At 42.7% G+C, this 14076-nt stretch carries 14 protein-coding genes; all 14 read left to right on the top strand.

Features of this window, described 5'->3' with window-relative positions:
- The first annotated feature begins 47 nt into the window (after window positions 1-47).
- The 14 genes from KH180_RS12315 to KH180_RS12250 all read left to right on the top strand — a co-directional run bounded on the left by KH180_RS12315 (window position 48) and on the right by KH180_RS12250 (window position 14072).
- On the top strand, window positions 48-1712 hold the full coding sequence (locus KH180_RS12315; protein WP_290760773.1) for an ABC transporter substrate-binding protein: 1665 nt from the start codon (window positions 48-50) through the stop codon (window positions 1710-1712).
- 184 nt (window positions 1713-1896) lie between these two features.
- Window positions 1897-3990 carry a BglG family transcription antiterminator gene (locus tag KH180_RS12310; RefSeq protein ID WP_290760771.1) on the top strand — a complete coding sequence of 698 codons (2094 nt, stop codon included), beginning with the start codon at window positions 1897-1899 and terminating at the stop codon, window positions 3988-3990.
- A gap of 235 nt (window positions 3991-4225) precedes the next feature.
- On the top strand, window positions 4226-5491 hold the full coding sequence (locus KH180_RS12305) for a PTS transporter subunit IIC (RefSeq protein WP_290760769.1): 1266 nt from the start codon (window positions 4226-4228) through the stop codon (window positions 5489-5491).
- Between the two features lie 11 nt (window positions 5492-5502).
- On the top strand, window positions 5503-5946 hold the full coding sequence (locus KH180_RS12300) for a PTS sugar transporter subunit IIA (RefSeq protein ID WP_290760768.1): 444 nt from the start codon (window positions 5503-5505) through the stop codon (window positions 5944-5946).
- Window positions 5947-5971: 25 nt separating this feature from the next.
- Window positions 5972-6274 carry a PTS sugar transporter subunit IIB gene (locus tag KH180_RS12295; RefSeq protein WP_290760767.1) on the top strand — a complete coding sequence of 101 codons (303 nt, stop codon included), beginning with the start codon at window positions 5972-5974 and terminating at the stop codon, window positions 6272-6274.
- A 35-nt stretch (window positions 6275-6309) separates the two neighbouring features.
- Complete coding sequence (locus tag KH180_RS12290; protein WP_290760766.1) at window positions 6310-7359, top strand: galactitol-1-phosphate 5-dehydrogenase; 1050 nt, start codon at window positions 6310-6312, stop codon at window positions 7357-7359.
- Between the two features lie 49 nt (window positions 7360-7408).
- Window positions 7409-8050 (top strand): ribulose-phosphate 3-epimerase, encoded by a 642-nt coding sequence (rpe, locus tag KH180_RS12285; RefSeq protein ID WP_290760814.1) that lies wholly within the window; start codon window positions 7409-7411, stop codon window positions 8048-8050.
- Window positions 8047-9096: a galactitol-1-phosphate 5-dehydrogenase gene (locus KH180_RS12280; RefSeq protein ID WP_290760765.1), complete on the top strand. Its 1050-nt coding sequence runs from the start codon at window positions 8047-8049 to the stop codon at window positions 9094-9096. Before rpe ends, KH180_RS12280 begins: the two co-directional genes overlap by 4 nt.
- A 19-nt stretch (window positions 9097-9115) precedes the next feature.
- Complete coding sequence (gene hxlB, locus KH180_RS12275) at window positions 9116-9649, top strand: 6-phospho-3-hexuloisomerase (RefSeq protein ID WP_290760813.1); 534 nt, start codon at window positions 9116-9118, stop codon at window positions 9647-9649.
- A gap of 92 nt (window positions 9650-9741) precedes the next feature.
- Window positions 9742-10638, top strand: a complete 897-nt coding sequence (locus tag KH180_RS12270) for a sugar phosphate isomerase/epimerase family protein (protein ID WP_290760763.1) — start codon at window positions 9742-9744, stop codon at window positions 10636-10638.
- Between the two features lie 18 nt (window positions 10639-10656).
- The gene (pfkB, locus tag KH180_RS12265; RefSeq protein WP_290760761.1) at window positions 10657-11604 is read left to right on the top strand and encodes a 1-phosphofructokinase; all 948 of its coding nucleotides are present in this window, start codon (window positions 10657-10659) and stop codon (window positions 11602-11604) included.
- Window positions 11605-11608: 4 nt separating this feature from the next.
- Window positions 11609-12457 carry a class II fructose-1,6-bisphosphate aldolase gene (fba, locus tag KH180_RS12260; RefSeq protein WP_330624547.1) on the top strand — a complete coding sequence of 283 codons (849 nt, stop codon included), beginning with the start codon at window positions 11609-11611 and terminating at the stop codon, window positions 12455-12457.
- Window positions 12458-12754: 297 nt separating this feature from the next.
- Window positions 12755-13414 carry an amino acid ABC transporter permease gene (locus KH180_RS12255; protein WP_290760759.1) on the top strand — a complete coding sequence of 220 codons (660 nt, stop codon included), beginning with the start codon at window positions 12755-12757 and terminating at the stop codon, window positions 13412-13414.
- A complete protein-coding gene (locus KH180_RS12250) occupies window positions 13395-14072 on the top strand; it encodes an amino acid ABC transporter permease (RefSeq protein ID WP_290760757.1) in 678 nt (225 codons plus the stop codon). Before KH180_RS12255 ends, KH180_RS12250 begins: the two co-directional genes overlap by 20 nt.
- The last annotated feature ends 4 nt before the right edge of the window (window positions 14073-14076 follow it).

The raw sequence follows: 14076 nt of genomic DNA, 5'->3' as shown, positions 1-14076 counted from the left end.
TGTGATGGATGTTTTTCGCAGTTATGGAGACAACGGGAGGGAGAACATTGGAGAAGGCAAAAGAATTCTTTAAACACAAAAAAAACCGGGCAGCCGCGGCAGCAGCTGCAGCGGTTATTCTGGGCATAGGTCTGTATTGGGGGCTTGGCAGAGGAGGAAATACCGCTGAGCTTCTCTATAAAGCCGAAAAAAAGCTTCCGGACCAGAAGGGCAGAGAAATGGTCATCGGCATACAAAACTATCAGGGGGGCCTGCATCCGGCCGCTGCTGAATATTCAGGGGAGAAGGCCGTGTCGGATCTCTTATTTTCACCGCTGATCAGGATTAGTACCGATGGAACTACAGAAAATGTGCTTGCAGACAGCGTTGATGTCTCTTCTGACCATAAAGAGTATACAGTAAAATTAAAAAGCGGTCTGAAGTACAGCGACGGCTCAAAGCTTACGGCAGCTAAGGTTAAAAAGGCTCTTTTGCTTTTGGGCGACGGAAGATCTTCTTTTGCCTACAAAGACTGCTTCGCAAGGCTGAAGGGTTATGAAACAGGCAAACTGGAGCAGGCAGAGGATCTGAAAGGGATTCAGGTTAAGGATGAAACAACTTTGGTTTTTAAGTTCACAGAGGCAGATCCATCCAATATGTATCTGTTAACCGGAGGCATCGGTGAGATAAGCGACCGAAGCAAAAATAAATATTTATATACAGGGGCGTACCGCCTGAAAGGACAGCCTGCAAACCTGCCGTTTGAGCTGGAGGCAAATCCGGAATTTTATAACGGCGAAGCCAAACAGAAAAAGATTACAATTAAAAATATTAACAGCAATAATATAGAAGAGATGCTTACAAAAGGAGAAGCTGACGCGGCACAGTTTCAGGCCAATAAAAGCCTGATTTCCAGTCTGCAGAAATCAGGGGTTATCAGCCTTTATTATGGGGCCAGCGATATTCAGACAGTGCTTGATTTTTGCCAGAGAAGGAAGTCTGCCGTTAATAAAAAAGAAGTGCGTCAGGCAGTCTGTTATGCGTTCCAGAAGGAGAAGTTCGCAGAGGATTCTGCAGGAGACAGCGGACAGCAGTCGTTTTCTAACTTTAAGCAGGGAAGCTTTCTTCAAGGAACAGCAAAAGAGGCATATCCCTATTCTAAAGATGATGCCCAAAAGGCTCTTGAGAGTGCAGGGTATAAAAAAAATAAAAAAGGGATTTGGGAAAAGGATGGAAAAGAGCTTTCTTTGACATTAAAAGCTGACGGCATTCTATACGCAGATCTGTTTGTTAAACAATTTTCTAAAGATATGAAAGCTGCCGGTATCAAAGTTAAAACTACCGATTCTGAAGAGTATGATTTGTATTACCATAACACGGCAGTACCGGAACTTACTTCAGTGAGAGGTTTCTTGGATGAAAGAAACTTTCAGGACGAAAAGATTACAGCATTTGAGAGCAGGCTGAAAAAAGCCGGAGATCTGAAAGAAGCAGGTAAGATATGCAGAGAGCTGGATGAAAGGATCACAGAACAGGCCCTTTGTATGCCGGTATATGCAGAGAGAAAGTTTACTGCGGTAGGAAATGGAGAGCACAATATAAAAGTAAAAAATATGGAAGCACTCCGTGCAGGATGCGCACAAATGCGCAAGGAATCTATTTGCCTGTGGCAAATTGCATTTGGCGCGCAAAGTGTACAAGCCCCTCAAAGAGTGAAGGGTTGGGGGAGATGAGGTGGCGTGTCCACTTTGTTCTTTTATAAGAAAAGCCCATGATTCAATTCAAATCTTAATTCAGCAGATGTTATAAAAAATTTCTTTATATAAGAAGTAAATCATTCTTTTTTTAAATCAGTGGTTCGGATACAATTAAAATAGAATGTTACTGTTTTGGGAGAGAGAATTGGGGGTATTTAGGATGAATCAGCGAAGCACTGAGATTGTGCAATTATTAAGTAAGGAAAAAGATGAGATTACAGTCTCTGGATTTGCAGAATATTTTCAGGTGTCTCAAAAAACCATCCGCAATGATCTGAAGGAAATTAATACGATCCTAAATCAAAATCATCGGGAAGAAGTCGTGATCAACAACGGCGGCAGAATCAACCCGCCTGAGGATTTTAAGGAATCTCTGTCATTACTGCTCGAGGGGGATTTCTATAGCTATAAATTATCCAAGGAAGAACGTAAACAGGTGGCATCCGCTATGATTGTAAATTCTGTTGATTACATTACCCTTGCAACCGTTGCAGATCATCTGTTTGTGAGCAGGGCAACGGTAATAAACGATCTAAAAGATATCAAGGCATTTATAAGGGAAGGAAAACTGAATGTGGTTTCCCATGCCAATAAGGGACTTCGTATAGAAGGTTCAGAGAGCGGGAAGAGAAACTTTCTTTTAAACCTTCTCCGCCCTTCTCTCTCTGTCTATGAGAGTCATAAAAATGTAGTTGCTGAGAATGTCAGTGTGCAGGCAGGTGACGCCAGTGTGATACAAAAGATCTTGGGCGAGCAGGAGCAGCGTTATAAAAAATATCTGGATGACAGCTCTTTTCAGGAAATTGTTTTATGCTTAAGAATTATGGTGAGCCGTAATCAGCTGGGTGAATTTCTGGAGCCGCAGCCGGATACAAACAGTGAAAATTATATGTTTGCCTTAGATACGTTAAAATATATTTCCCAATATTGCGATGTTGTTACAACGGAAGATGATATAAAGTATTTCAGCAGATTTCTGGATGGTGTGCGATATATGAACAGTAACAGTTTCAGAAAAAATACAGTCATTATCCAAATGATCACAAGACAATATATTGCAGGTATTTCATCGGAATTGGGTATTGATCTGAACTCTGATTACGATTTTTTTGAGAATTTATCCAATCACCTGGAATCCATATTTTCTGCACCGCCCATCGATTACAAGGAAGCAGATGTGATCAATGAGGTACTGGAAGACAATCAGGATGTGCTGGAGGCAGTAATCAACCGGATGTTTGTTATATATCAATATACAGAGCGTAAATTAAATGAAATAGAAATAAAATATATTGCAATCCATGTGTGCGCAGCCATTGAACGAAAGAGAAATAAGGAGGTCGCTTTTAGAGTAATTGTGGCATGCCATGCCGGTATCGGAACATCAAGATTATTACTGGAAAAGCTGAAAAGACATTTTAAATTCCGGGTTGTGGATGTAGTCTCTGCCCATGAAGCCATGAGTATTGAACCCAATTCAGCTGATTTTGTGATTTCTACAGTTCCGCTGGAAGGCTGTTCGTTAGAGTATGTCGTAGTATCGGCAGCCTTCAATGATGCAGACTACATACGTGTGGGAAACAGAATTGATGCGCTGAGAAACGGCAGAAATCTTCCGGTCAGAATGGAGGAAGATGGGTTAAGTGCCAAGGGACTGATCGACGAAGTCCGTCCGCTTGTATACAGAATGATTGAGCCGGAAGACAGAGCAGAGGAGTTTATGAAGGAACTCCGCGGAGTGGTCCGGGGCTATTTTAAACAGTCTGCAGAGAGTGAGGCGGAGATCTTGTCTCCATATCTGCATCATTTACTGCCTGCAGCCAATATTGAGGTGGATGCAGAGTGTGAGGACTGGAAAGATGCAGTGCGCAAGTCTGGTGAGAAACTTGTAGAACGGGGCTATATTGAACCAAGATATATAGATGCCATGATCCACAGCATCGAGGAATATGGTTCCTATGTTGTGTTGTCTAAGGGATTTGCCATGCCGCATGCGAAGGTAGAAGAAGGCAGTATCCGCCTTGGCATGTATTTCATCCGCCTGAAACATCCAGTGCCTTTCGGAGTGGAAGGGCTGGACCCCATAGAGTTTGTATGCTGTCTGAGCGCCATTGATCATAAAAGCTATTTAAAGGCATTTTTCAGTCTTGTTAATATGCTGAGGGATGACGAATACAGACGGCTTCTGCATGAGGCAAAGAGCCCTGAGGAGATTGCAAGGATGATTGAAATATACGAACACAGCAGTGTTTAAATTACAAAAAACATTGGTCGGATTTATTTCTGAAAGAGGAAATAAATTCGACCAATTTATTTTATTTCCAGGCCCGGAAATGAATTTGACCAAAAGAAATTTTTTCCCGGAAGGGGAAATACCTTTCACTGTTTTTGATTTTATATGCATGCTACTATGTATTTGTAAATGAGAGATGGGAAGCCGGCCGGCGGTCTCGGCAACACAAAAACAAAAGTAAAAAGTGGAGGTACATATGGAAATACTATTAAAGTTTTTTCAGGGATTTGTAAATTTGGGGGCAAGTGTTCTGCTTCCGGTCGTAATCGCTATATTAGCTGTTTTCTTTGGCATGAAAGCAGGACGGGCTATTAAAGCCGGCTTATTGGTGGGAATTGGTTTTCAGGGGCTTTGTTTAGCGGTAAATTTACTGATTACTTCAGTGACACCGGCAATGGAATATTATGAAAAATTAGGATCAGGATATGACACATTGGAAGTTGGTTTTGCGGCGTTGGGCGCGGCATCATGGACCACGCCATTTGCAGTTCTTGTAATTCCGTCAATTATCCTTGTAAATATCATACTAGTCCGCTTAAAGATTACAAAGGTATTGAATGTTGACATCTGGAATTTCATGCATTTTCTTGTGCCGGGAGCACTCGCATATGCTTTGTTTGGAAATGCTGTCATTGGATTTTTAGTAGCTTTTGCCTGCGGTATTATTGTTCTGTTTTTTGCTCAGTGGACTGCAAAACCATGGCAGGAATTTTTTGGTCTGGAAGGGACAACATGTACATGTCTGTCTTTCGTAGCATGGGCTTATCCGATCGGCTACGGATTAAATAAGATCATAGACAAAATTCCGGGACTTAATAAAATTGATGTAAATATGGATAAGGTGGGACAAAAACTTGGAGTGTTTGGCGATCCTGCAATTATTGGTGTTGCAGTAGGAGCTTTTCTTGCAATTATTACAAAGCAAAGTCCCGGAGAAACTCTCACAATGGCAATGGGTGTTGCGGCAGCTATGGTATTGATCCCGAGAATGGTATCCATCATGATGGAAGGATTATCTCCGCTGGGACAGTCTGCAAATGAATATATGCATAAAAAGATCGGAGAAGATGCAGATATTTATATTGGTATGGATATTGCGCTTGGTTTAGGTGACCCGACTTGTATTACGTGTACTGCGATTATGATACCGATTACCATACTGCTCGTATTTCTTGTACCGGATATGAGATTCTTTCCTCTTGGATTATTAGCTGAGATCTGTTATTTGGCACCTATGGTCGTTTTGAGCAGCAAGGGAAATCTATTCCGCTCACTGATTGCAATGACAATTTTGATGTACATAACTCTGTTTTTGGCTAATATGTTTATTCCGGAAGCCACAAGTATGATGTCTGTTACCAATGTAGATTTTGGAAAAAGTGTCACAGCATCTCATTTTGGATGGAATCCCGGCAATGTAGTTGTATCAATCATTCATAGAATTATGGCGATGTTCGGATGAGGGGGCTATAAATGAAAACTAGATATTTGGTAATTCACGGGACAGCAGCCAATAGTGAAGAAGCAATTAAATTATGTGGAGATGCCTTATATAAAGCAGGTATTGTTGGGAAAGATTTTGGAGTTCTTTGTGCCCGGCGTGAAAAAGATTTCCCAACCGGGCTTCCTACAGAAATACCAACAGCTATTCCTCATGTAAAGGATGAAGGGATTACACAGAACGCAATCTGTCTGCTCAAACTTAACTGTCCGGTCACCTTCAGGCGGCTGGACGATGATACAGAGGAAGTGAAAACAGATATGATTTTTAATCTGGCGATCAAAGATGCCAATGAACACCTGGCAGTGCTGCAGAAAATGATGGCATTTTTAAATAATCCGGAAGTCTTATTAAAATGTAAGCATCTTTCCAATGAAGAGACAGAAGCTTATCTTCAGGAAAAATTAGGTTCATAATCAACCAAAGTAAAGGAGAAGAATTATGGCAAAAGAAGTGAAAGTATTAGTGGCATGCGGCAGCGGGGTGGCAACGTCAACCATCGCTCAGGAAGAAATTAAAGAGATTGCAAAAAATGCGGGGGTGAAGATCAGACTGATGAAAGGGACAATTGCAGAAGTTCCTGTCAAACAAAAAGATGTAGATGTAGTATTTACCACTGCAAATTATCGAAATCCGCTTGAAAAGCCCCATCTCAGCGTGTTTGGGCTTGTCTCCGGGCTGAATAAGGAAGCAGCAAAAAAGAAAGTTGAAGAATTGCTTAAATCGATTTCAGAAGAGTTATAAAGGTCCCAATATGTGAAAGAATCAGGAGGCTATAGATGAAAGCAGGAGTTTTACACGCAAGAGATGATATAAGATATGAGGAAGTACGGACCCCGGAGCCAAAAGCCGGGGAAGTGCTTGTAAAAGTAAAATATTCCGGGATCTGCGGTTCAGATGTACCCCGGGTAAATGAAGACGGAGCCCATTTCTATCCGATCATTCTCGGACATGAGTTCTCAGGAATTGTGGAAGCTGTAGGGCCTGGAGTGACAAAGGTAAAGAAAGGCCAGAGAGTTGCCGGAGCTCCATTAGTTCCGTGCATGAAATGTGAAGACTGTATGAAAGGTGATTATGCACTCTGTAAAGACTACAGTTTTATCGGGACAAGACAGCAGGGAAGCTTTGCAGAATATATCTGTCTTCCGGAGCAAAACGTGGTTCCTTTTGCGGATACAGTATCCTTTGAACAAGGAGCGCTGTTTGAACCTGCAGCAGTTGCACTTCATGGATTAGAGTGTCTTCCATATAAGGGAGGAAAGACTGTTGCTGTGCTGGGCGGAGGAACGATCGGACTTCTTGTCATGCAGTGGGCGAATATTTTCGGAGCGGCAAAGACCGTTGTATTTGATATTGACGATGAAAAAATTGAACTGGCAAAACAGTTGGGAGCGGCCGATGGCGTAAATACCTTAAAAGAAGGTTTTATGGAAAAGGCCATGGAATTGACGGATCAAAAAGGCTACGATTATATTTTTGAAACAGCAGGAAGTACTGTGACGATAAAGACAGCATATGAACTGGCGGCAAATAAGGCAGGAATCTGCTATATCGGAAAACCTACAAGAGAATTAACCTTTACTGTGAAAGAATGGGAGAACATAAACCGAAAAGAATTCACTGTGACAGGGTCGTGGCTGTCTTACTCTGCTCCGTTTCCGGGACATGAGTGGGAGTGTGCGGCACACTATTTTGCAACAGGGCAATTAAAGGGGGAAGAATCCCTGATTTATAAAAAGCTTCCGCTTTCCAGGATCCAAGAAGGATTTGAGATGTACAAGACCCGGGGAGCAGTAAAAGGAAAGATTTTAATTGACAGTGAAGTATGATCATAAGGTGTCTGAAGAGATAAAAGAAAGAGGTTTGACCGTGAGAAAAATGAAACTATCTCCATCCATCTTTGCAGCAGACTTAGGAGAATTAAAAAAACAGATCAAAGAATTAGAAGCCAGCCAGACAGAACTGCTCCATGTGGACGTGATGGACGGACATTTTGTGGAGCGGATGGCATTTGGAGCAGATCACATTAAAGCACTGAAATCAATGACCGACATTCCGCTGGATGTTCACCTGATGATCGAACATCCGGAAATACATATTGACAGTATTGCTGACGCAGGGGCAGATATCATTACGATCCATCAGGAGTCGACCGCAAGGGTGTTAAGCTGTCTGCAGAAAATCCGTAACCGGGGCGTCAAGGCAGGAATCGTGCTGAGTCCCGGAACGCCGGAGGAGACGGTCAAATACTTGTTGGATGATATAGATATGATCCTTGTGATGAGTGTAAATCCGGGGGAAGGCGGACAGCATTTCCTGAGTTCAGCTGTGGAAAAAATTAAGAATGTCCGGGCAATGATCGGAGACCGGGATATTGATATTGAAGTAGACGGAAGTATTGATCAAAAGACTATAAAACCGTGTTATGAAGCAGGAGCAAATGTGTTTGTATCCGGAGGATATTTATTCAAAAATATTAAAGAGAATACAGAGGCTTTAAGAAAGGCAGTGAGAGGATGAAAGCTTTAACATTTTATGACGTACAGGATTTAAGATATGAAGAGGTTCCTGATCCTGTAATTGAAAAAGAAGATGATGTTATTGTAAAAGTAAAGGCAGTCGGAATTTGTGGTTCGGATATTGCAAGATACCGCAATCTGGGACCTTATGTGAAAGGGAATGTCTGGGGGCACGAATTTTCAGGAGAGGTTGTAGAAACCGGTCCTGCCGTTACAGAATTAAAAGCCGGCGACCATGTGGCAGGGTGTCCGAACCTGGTTTGTCATGAGTGTGAGTATTGTAAAAGCGGACATCCGTCAAGATGTGAATCTTTAAATACCATCGGAGCTTATGTACCGGGTGCATTTGCAGAATACATTAAAATGCCGGCTGTCAATCTTGTCAAGATGGCGGAAGATATGACTTTTGAGCAGGGGGCATTGGTGGAACCGGCAACGGTTGCGATTCACGGATTATACCGGACAAACATTAAAATGGGATATGAAGTTGCCGTTGTGGGATGCGGGAATATTGGACTTATGGCAATCCAATGGGCAAAAGCATTCGGGGCAAAGAAAGTGTTTGCCATTGACATTGACGATGCACAATTACAGGCTGCCAAGGATTTTGGTGCTGATGTGCTGATTAATTCTGCAGATATCGATTTCCATGATGAGATCAGAAAATATGGAAATGGTGTGGACCTGGCCATTGAGTCAGCAGGAAATCCTTTTACGGCTGCAAGAGTGCTCGGACTGCCAAAAAAGGGCGGAGAGGTTGTATATATGGGAATTCCATATGCGGATGTTCCGGTTCCAAGATTCTATTTTGAAAGAATTATGAGAAATGAATTAACGATCATCGGCTCCTGGTGTACTATTTCTGCTCCATATCCAGGAGAGGAATGGAGCAATGCGGTAGAATATATCGGAAACAAAAAGGTGGATGTCCTTGGAATGGTGACGCATAAAGAAAATTTAAGCAAAGGCCCGGAGATGTTTGAAAAAATCATTGCCGATCCAAAGAACTTTGGAAAAGTTCTGTTATATCCGGAAGAAATCATGTAAGGAAGGTATTGTTTTGGGAATGAAAGTAATTATAAAAGAATTGGAACAGTCAGCTGACAGAATCCCTGAACATCAGATTACAGATCTGATCCGGAAGATCAAGGCCCATAAAAGGATTTTTGTTTATGGTACCGGAAGATCCGGTTTGATGTTGAAGGCCCTTGCTATGAGACTGATGCAGATTGGCCTGGATGCATATGTAGTGGGAGAAACCACAACACCGTCAGTGGAAAAGGGGGATCTGCTGATCGTGGCCTCCGCTTCAGGGGAAACAGGCAGTGTTTGTATGACGGCAGAGTCAGCGAAAAAACAGGGTGTAGACTTAATTGTTATTTCTTCATTACCGGAGTCAACATTGGGAAAGATCCAGGAAGCGGATCTTATAATTGAATCAGCAACAAAATTTGAAACATCTGAAATAAGTGTACAGCCTCTTGGAAGTCTGTTTGAACAAATGCTGCTTTTAGTATTTGATACAGTGATTTTGGAAATGAGCCGGGAAGACACAGGAAGTAATGAGGATATGGCAAAGAGACACGCAAGCCTGGAGTAGCTTGAGGGAAAACAATGTGGCCAGAGCGGCCGCAAGCAGTGCAGGAGTTTCCCCAAGCCGAAATCTATTTCAGAAAAACAAGGAGAATAAAAATGCAGAATAACATCGGGTTACAAACAGCATATTGGAATGGAACCATTCCTGAATTGGATATTTATAAAGTGATTGACTTAACGAAAAAATCCAATATGGATACCATTGAGCTGAAAGCAGGAGATTTTGTACCTTTGGCAGCACAGGAACGAAAGAAACTCAGTAAATATATAAAAGATGCAGGGCTTTCAGTGACGGTCAACGGGACCGGACTCAGACCGGAAAGAGATGTTTCCAGTTCTGATAAAGAATCCCATGAAGCAGGCATCAAACATTTATGCCATATGCTGGATCTCTGTGCGGAGATGGGCGCAAAACTTTTTTCCGGTATCCCGTATGGTTTGTGGAATACGCGTCCGGAAGGAGAGAATATTACAGAAATCAAAAAGGTCCGTACAGCAAACGCAGTCAAAGGATTAACTGAAGTTGCAAAACATGCCGAAGAAGCCGGCGTAACAATGTGTCTGGAAATTGTAAACCGTTTTGAACAGTATACAGCCAATACTGCAGGAGAAGGGATTGCAGTCTGCGAAGCTATTGGCAATGACTACTGTAAGCTTCTTTTAGATACATTTCATATGAACATTGAAGAGGATTATATTCCGGATGCCATCCGTACGGCTCATGAAAAGGGATATCTGGGCTATCTCCATATCGGAGAAAGCAACCGTAAGATTCCTGTCGGAGGCAGAAAGACCAATATTGACTGGGAAGCCATTGCAGAAACAATCAGGGATATCGGTTTTAAGGGCCCTTTGGTTATGGAACCATTTGTTCTTGATACGTCTGCGAGTGCGAAGAGTGTATCCCTTTGGAGGACAATCAAAGCACCTGATGATATCGATGGACTTGTGGCAGATGCCGCCGCAGGAGTGAAATATTTAAGAAGTCTGTAAAGATGGGAGGTATAAGGCATGATTACAACTGTAACGTTAAATGCTTCCATCGATAAAGCCTATTTTATGACCCGAAAAATTGAAAATGGTACAGTAATGCGGGTTGCAGAGACACATAACAGTGCCGGCGGAAAGGGGCTGAACGTGGCAAGGGTGGCCCGGCTTTGCGGTTCTGATACAAAAGCCGCCGGTCTTGTGGGAGGATATAACGGCCAATATTTAGAAGCACTTTTGGATGCAGATGGAATTTCCTATGAATTTGAACATATTGACGGGGAAACAAGAAGCTGTATCAATATTCTAGATCCGGAATACGGCTCGACCGAATATCTGGAACCCGGCTGTCAGGTTACTTCGGAGGAAGAAGCTGCATTTTTAGACAGATTTCCTGAACTCATCAGGGACAGTGATGTTGTAACTATCTCAGGAAGTGCTCCCAGGGGAATGGGCAGGGATATCTATCAAAAAATGATCCGGATTGTTAAAAGTCTGGGAAAGAGGGTAATCTTAGATACCAGCGGAGAATATTTAAAGAGAGGCCTTGAGAGCCTGCCAACGATGGTAAAACCTAATAAAGATGAGATAGAAATGCTTTTTGATATCAAAGTCTCCAGCCAGGAAGATGTCATTGAATATGCAAAAAAAATCCATGAAAAAGGAATTCCGTATGTGGTTATTTCTCTTGGAAGAGACGGAGCATTGCTTGTATGTGAAAAAGGCCTTTATCTGGGGAGGCCGCCCAAAATAGAAGCGGTCAATACAGTAGGATGCGGAGACTCTATGGTCGGAGCATTAGCAGTAGGACTGGAACGTCATATGGAGCCGGAAGAGGCTCTGAAATTTGCAGTGGCAGTGGCATCTGCCAACGCGCTCTCACCGCATACTGGGACTTTTGATACGGCTAAGCGAGATGAGTTGATAGAGAATGTTAAGATCATAAAATTAGAAGATCCGGAAAGGAAATAGAATTATGTTAATGACATCAAGAGAAATATTATGGGAAGCTCAGACCGGCGGATACGCAGTAGGTGCATTTAATGTAGAAAACATGGAGATGGTACAGGCAGTTGCAGACGCTGCAGAAGAATTACGCTCACCGGTCATTATGCAGACAACTCCGTCTACTGTAAAATATGCGGGACTTGACTATTATCTTGCAAATGTTAAGACGGCCGCAAAGAGAGCATCGGTTCCTGTGGTTATGCATTTAGATCACGGCAATAGCTTTGAACTGGCAATGCAGGCGCTCAGAGCAGGTTATACTTCTGTCATGATTGATGGTTCCCATGACACATTTGAAGATAATATTGCGCTCAGCAGGGCCGTCGCAGATGCCTGCCATCCGTCCGAAGTCTCAGTAGAGGCTGAACTTGGGAAGGTTGGAGGAAAAGAAGATGATTTAGACGGCGGAGACGATAATCCTTATACAGACCCGCAGGAAGCAAAGGAATTCACAGAGAGAACAGGGATTGATTCCCTCGCAGTTGGAATTGGCACAGCCCACGGTGTTTATAAGGGAGAACCAAAGCTTCAGTTTGATATTTTAAGCCGGATCAGAGAGGTTGTAGAGATTCCGCTTGTGCTTCACGGAACGAGCGGCGTGCCGGATGAGGCGGTAAAAGAATGTATCAAACGCGGTATCTGTAAAGTCAATTATGCTACCGATCTCCGCATTGCATATACAAAAGGTGTAAAGGAAGCTTTTGCTGCAAATCCTGATGCTGTAGATCCTAAAAAATATAGTGCGGCAGGGCGTGAACAAGTAAAGAAGTATGTTATGAGCAAAATAAAGGTTTGCGGAAGTGTAGGAAAAGCATAGAGGTATTATATATAGGGAGGAAGCTCTTTGGGGCTTTCTCTTTTAATTTATGTGTCCGGCGGCGTTGTCTTGAAACCCGGTCTTCATTAAATTCCATACTTTTAGTTTATGAAGACTGAACTTTATTATGGCTCAGGGCATAAACTAAAGTGAAGAAGTGAATACAAAAGTTGACTTTTTTATTAGAAAAATGTACGATTAATTTCAGATGTCTTGTATTGACAAGGCAATGAATGGAGTTTATACTATTTCATATATTACATACTAGAAAAGTATGAAATAAAGAAGGGACAAGAAATGGATTGGTTATTTATAGAACGAAACATACCTCTCTATATAGAGGCAACAAAGCTGACATTAGGTATCGGGGCCCTGGGCGTCGTGCTGTCAGTGGTGATTGGATTCTTATGTTCCATGGTCCGCTATTATAAAGTTCCTGTACTGAATAGAATCGTAGGAATTTATATTGAGCTTTCCAGAAATACGCCTCTGTTGATCCAGCTGTTTTTTCTCTATTATGGCCTGCCCAAGATCGGGATTAAACTTAATGCATTTATCATCGCAGTGATAGGGCTGACCTTTTTGGGGGCCAGTTATATGTCAGAAGCATTCCGGGGAGGACTGGAAGCGGTCAATAAGATTCAGGAAGAGTCAGGTCTGAGTCTTGGGCTTACCAAACCTCAGCTGATGCGTTATATTATACTGCCTCAGGCTTTGGCCATTGCTATGCCTTCGGTGGGGGCCAACGTGATCTTTCTTCTGAAAGAGACATCCGTGTTCAGTGCCATTGCACTGGCAGACCTGATGTTTGTGGCGAAAGATTTGATCGGAATGTATTATAAGACAAATGAGGCACTGTTTATGCTGGTTATCGCATATTTGATTATTTTGCTTCCGATATCAGTGATTTTCAGTTTGTTAGAAAGGAAGGCTCGGTATGCTGGCTTCGGGAATTAATATTTTATTTGAAGGAAAAAATATGGTCCGTCTCATGTCAGGGCTGGCCGTTACAGTGAAGATCGCTCTGATTGCGGTGGTTCTCTCCTTAATTTTCGGAGTGATATTCGGTATTATCATGACTTCCAGGAATTTCGCAGTAAAGGCGGTATGCCGGCTTTATCTGGAGGCGATCAGGATTATACCTATTCTAGTATGGCTGTTCCTGTTCTATTTTGGGCTGACGAGGGCTTTGGGCATCCATCTGGAGGGTGAGTTTATCTCCATTGTGGTATTTACGATGTGGGGAACTGCGGAGATGGGAGATATCGTACGGGGAGCCGTGACTTCCATGCCGAAGCATCAGACAGAAAGCGGTATGTCCCTGGGGCTTACCAAGCTTCAGATATACCGCTATATCTTAGTTCCGCAGACCGTCAGGAGAGTGCTTCCGGGAGCGATCAATCTGGCTACCAGAATGGTGAAAACAACATCTTTAGTTGTGATCATCGGGGTGGTGGAAGTGCTGAAAGTCGGACAGCAGATCATTGAGGGAGGAATTCTAAAGACTCCGACCGCACCGCTCTGGGTCTATGGATTTATTTTTTTCTTATACTTCATCCTCTGTTATCCGATCTCCATCGTAGCAAAGAGGCTGGAAGCAAAATGGCAAAGTTAGGAGT

The organism is Anaerostipes sp., assembly GCF_018381315.1.
In the GTDB taxonomy this organism is placed as follows: Bacteria; Bacillota; Clostridia; order Lachnospirales; family Lachnospiraceae; genus Anaerostipes.
The sequence above is the reverse complement of the archived record's forward strand: the minus strand, read 5'-3'. Positions and strand labels throughout refer to the sequence as shown.

Bases quoted from the DNA above. Each gene is read 5' to 3' on its own strand.
- KH180_RS12310 (WP_290760771.1), top strand. From the start codon at position 1,897: ATGAATCAGCGAAGCACTGAGATTGTGCAATTATTAAGTAAGGAAAAA.
- KH180_RS12305 (WP_290760769.1), top strand. From the start codon at position 4,226: ATGGAAATACTATTAAAGTTTTTTCAGGGATTTGTAAATTTGGGGGCA.
- KH180_RS12300 (WP_290760768.1), top strand. From the start codon at position 5,503: ATGAAAACTAGATATTTGGTAATTCACGGGACAGCAGCCAATAGTGAA.
- KH180_RS12295 (WP_290760767.1), top strand. From the start codon at position 5,972: ATGGCAAAAGAAGTGAAAGTATTAGTGGCATGCGGCAGCGGGGTGGCA.
- KH180_RS12290 (WP_290760766.1), top strand. From the start codon at position 6,310: ATGAAAGCAGGAGTTTTACACGCAAGAGATGATATAAGATATGAGGAA.
- rpe (WP_290760814.1), top strand. From the start codon at position 7,409: ATGAAACTATCTCCATCCATCTTTGCAGCAGACTTAGGAGAATTAAAA.
- KH180_RS12280 (WP_290760765.1), top strand. From the start codon at position 8,047: ATGAAAGCTTTAACATTTTATGACGTACAGGATTTAAGATATGAAGAG.
- hxlB (WP_290760813.1), top strand. From the start codon at position 9,116: ATGAAAGTAATTATAAAAGAATTGGAACAGTCAGCTGACAGAATCCCT.
- KH180_RS12270 (WP_290760763.1), top strand. From the start codon at position 9,742: ATGCAGAATAACATCGGGTTACAAACAGCATATTGGAATGGAACCATT.
- pfkB (WP_290760761.1), top strand. From the start codon at position 10,657: ATGATTACAACTGTAACGTTAAATGCTTCCATCGATAAAGCCTATTTT.
- fba (WP_330624547.1), top strand. From the start codon at position 11,609: ATGTTAATGACATCAAGAGAAATATTATGGGAAGCTCAGACCGGCGGA.
- KH180_RS12255 (WP_290760759.1), top strand. From the start codon at position 12,755: ATGGATTGGTTATTTATAGAACGAAACATACCTCTCTATATAGAGGCA.
- KH180_RS12250 (WP_290760757.1), top strand. From the start codon at position 13,395: ATGCTGGCTTCGGGAATTAATATTTTATTTGAAGGAAAAAATATGGTC.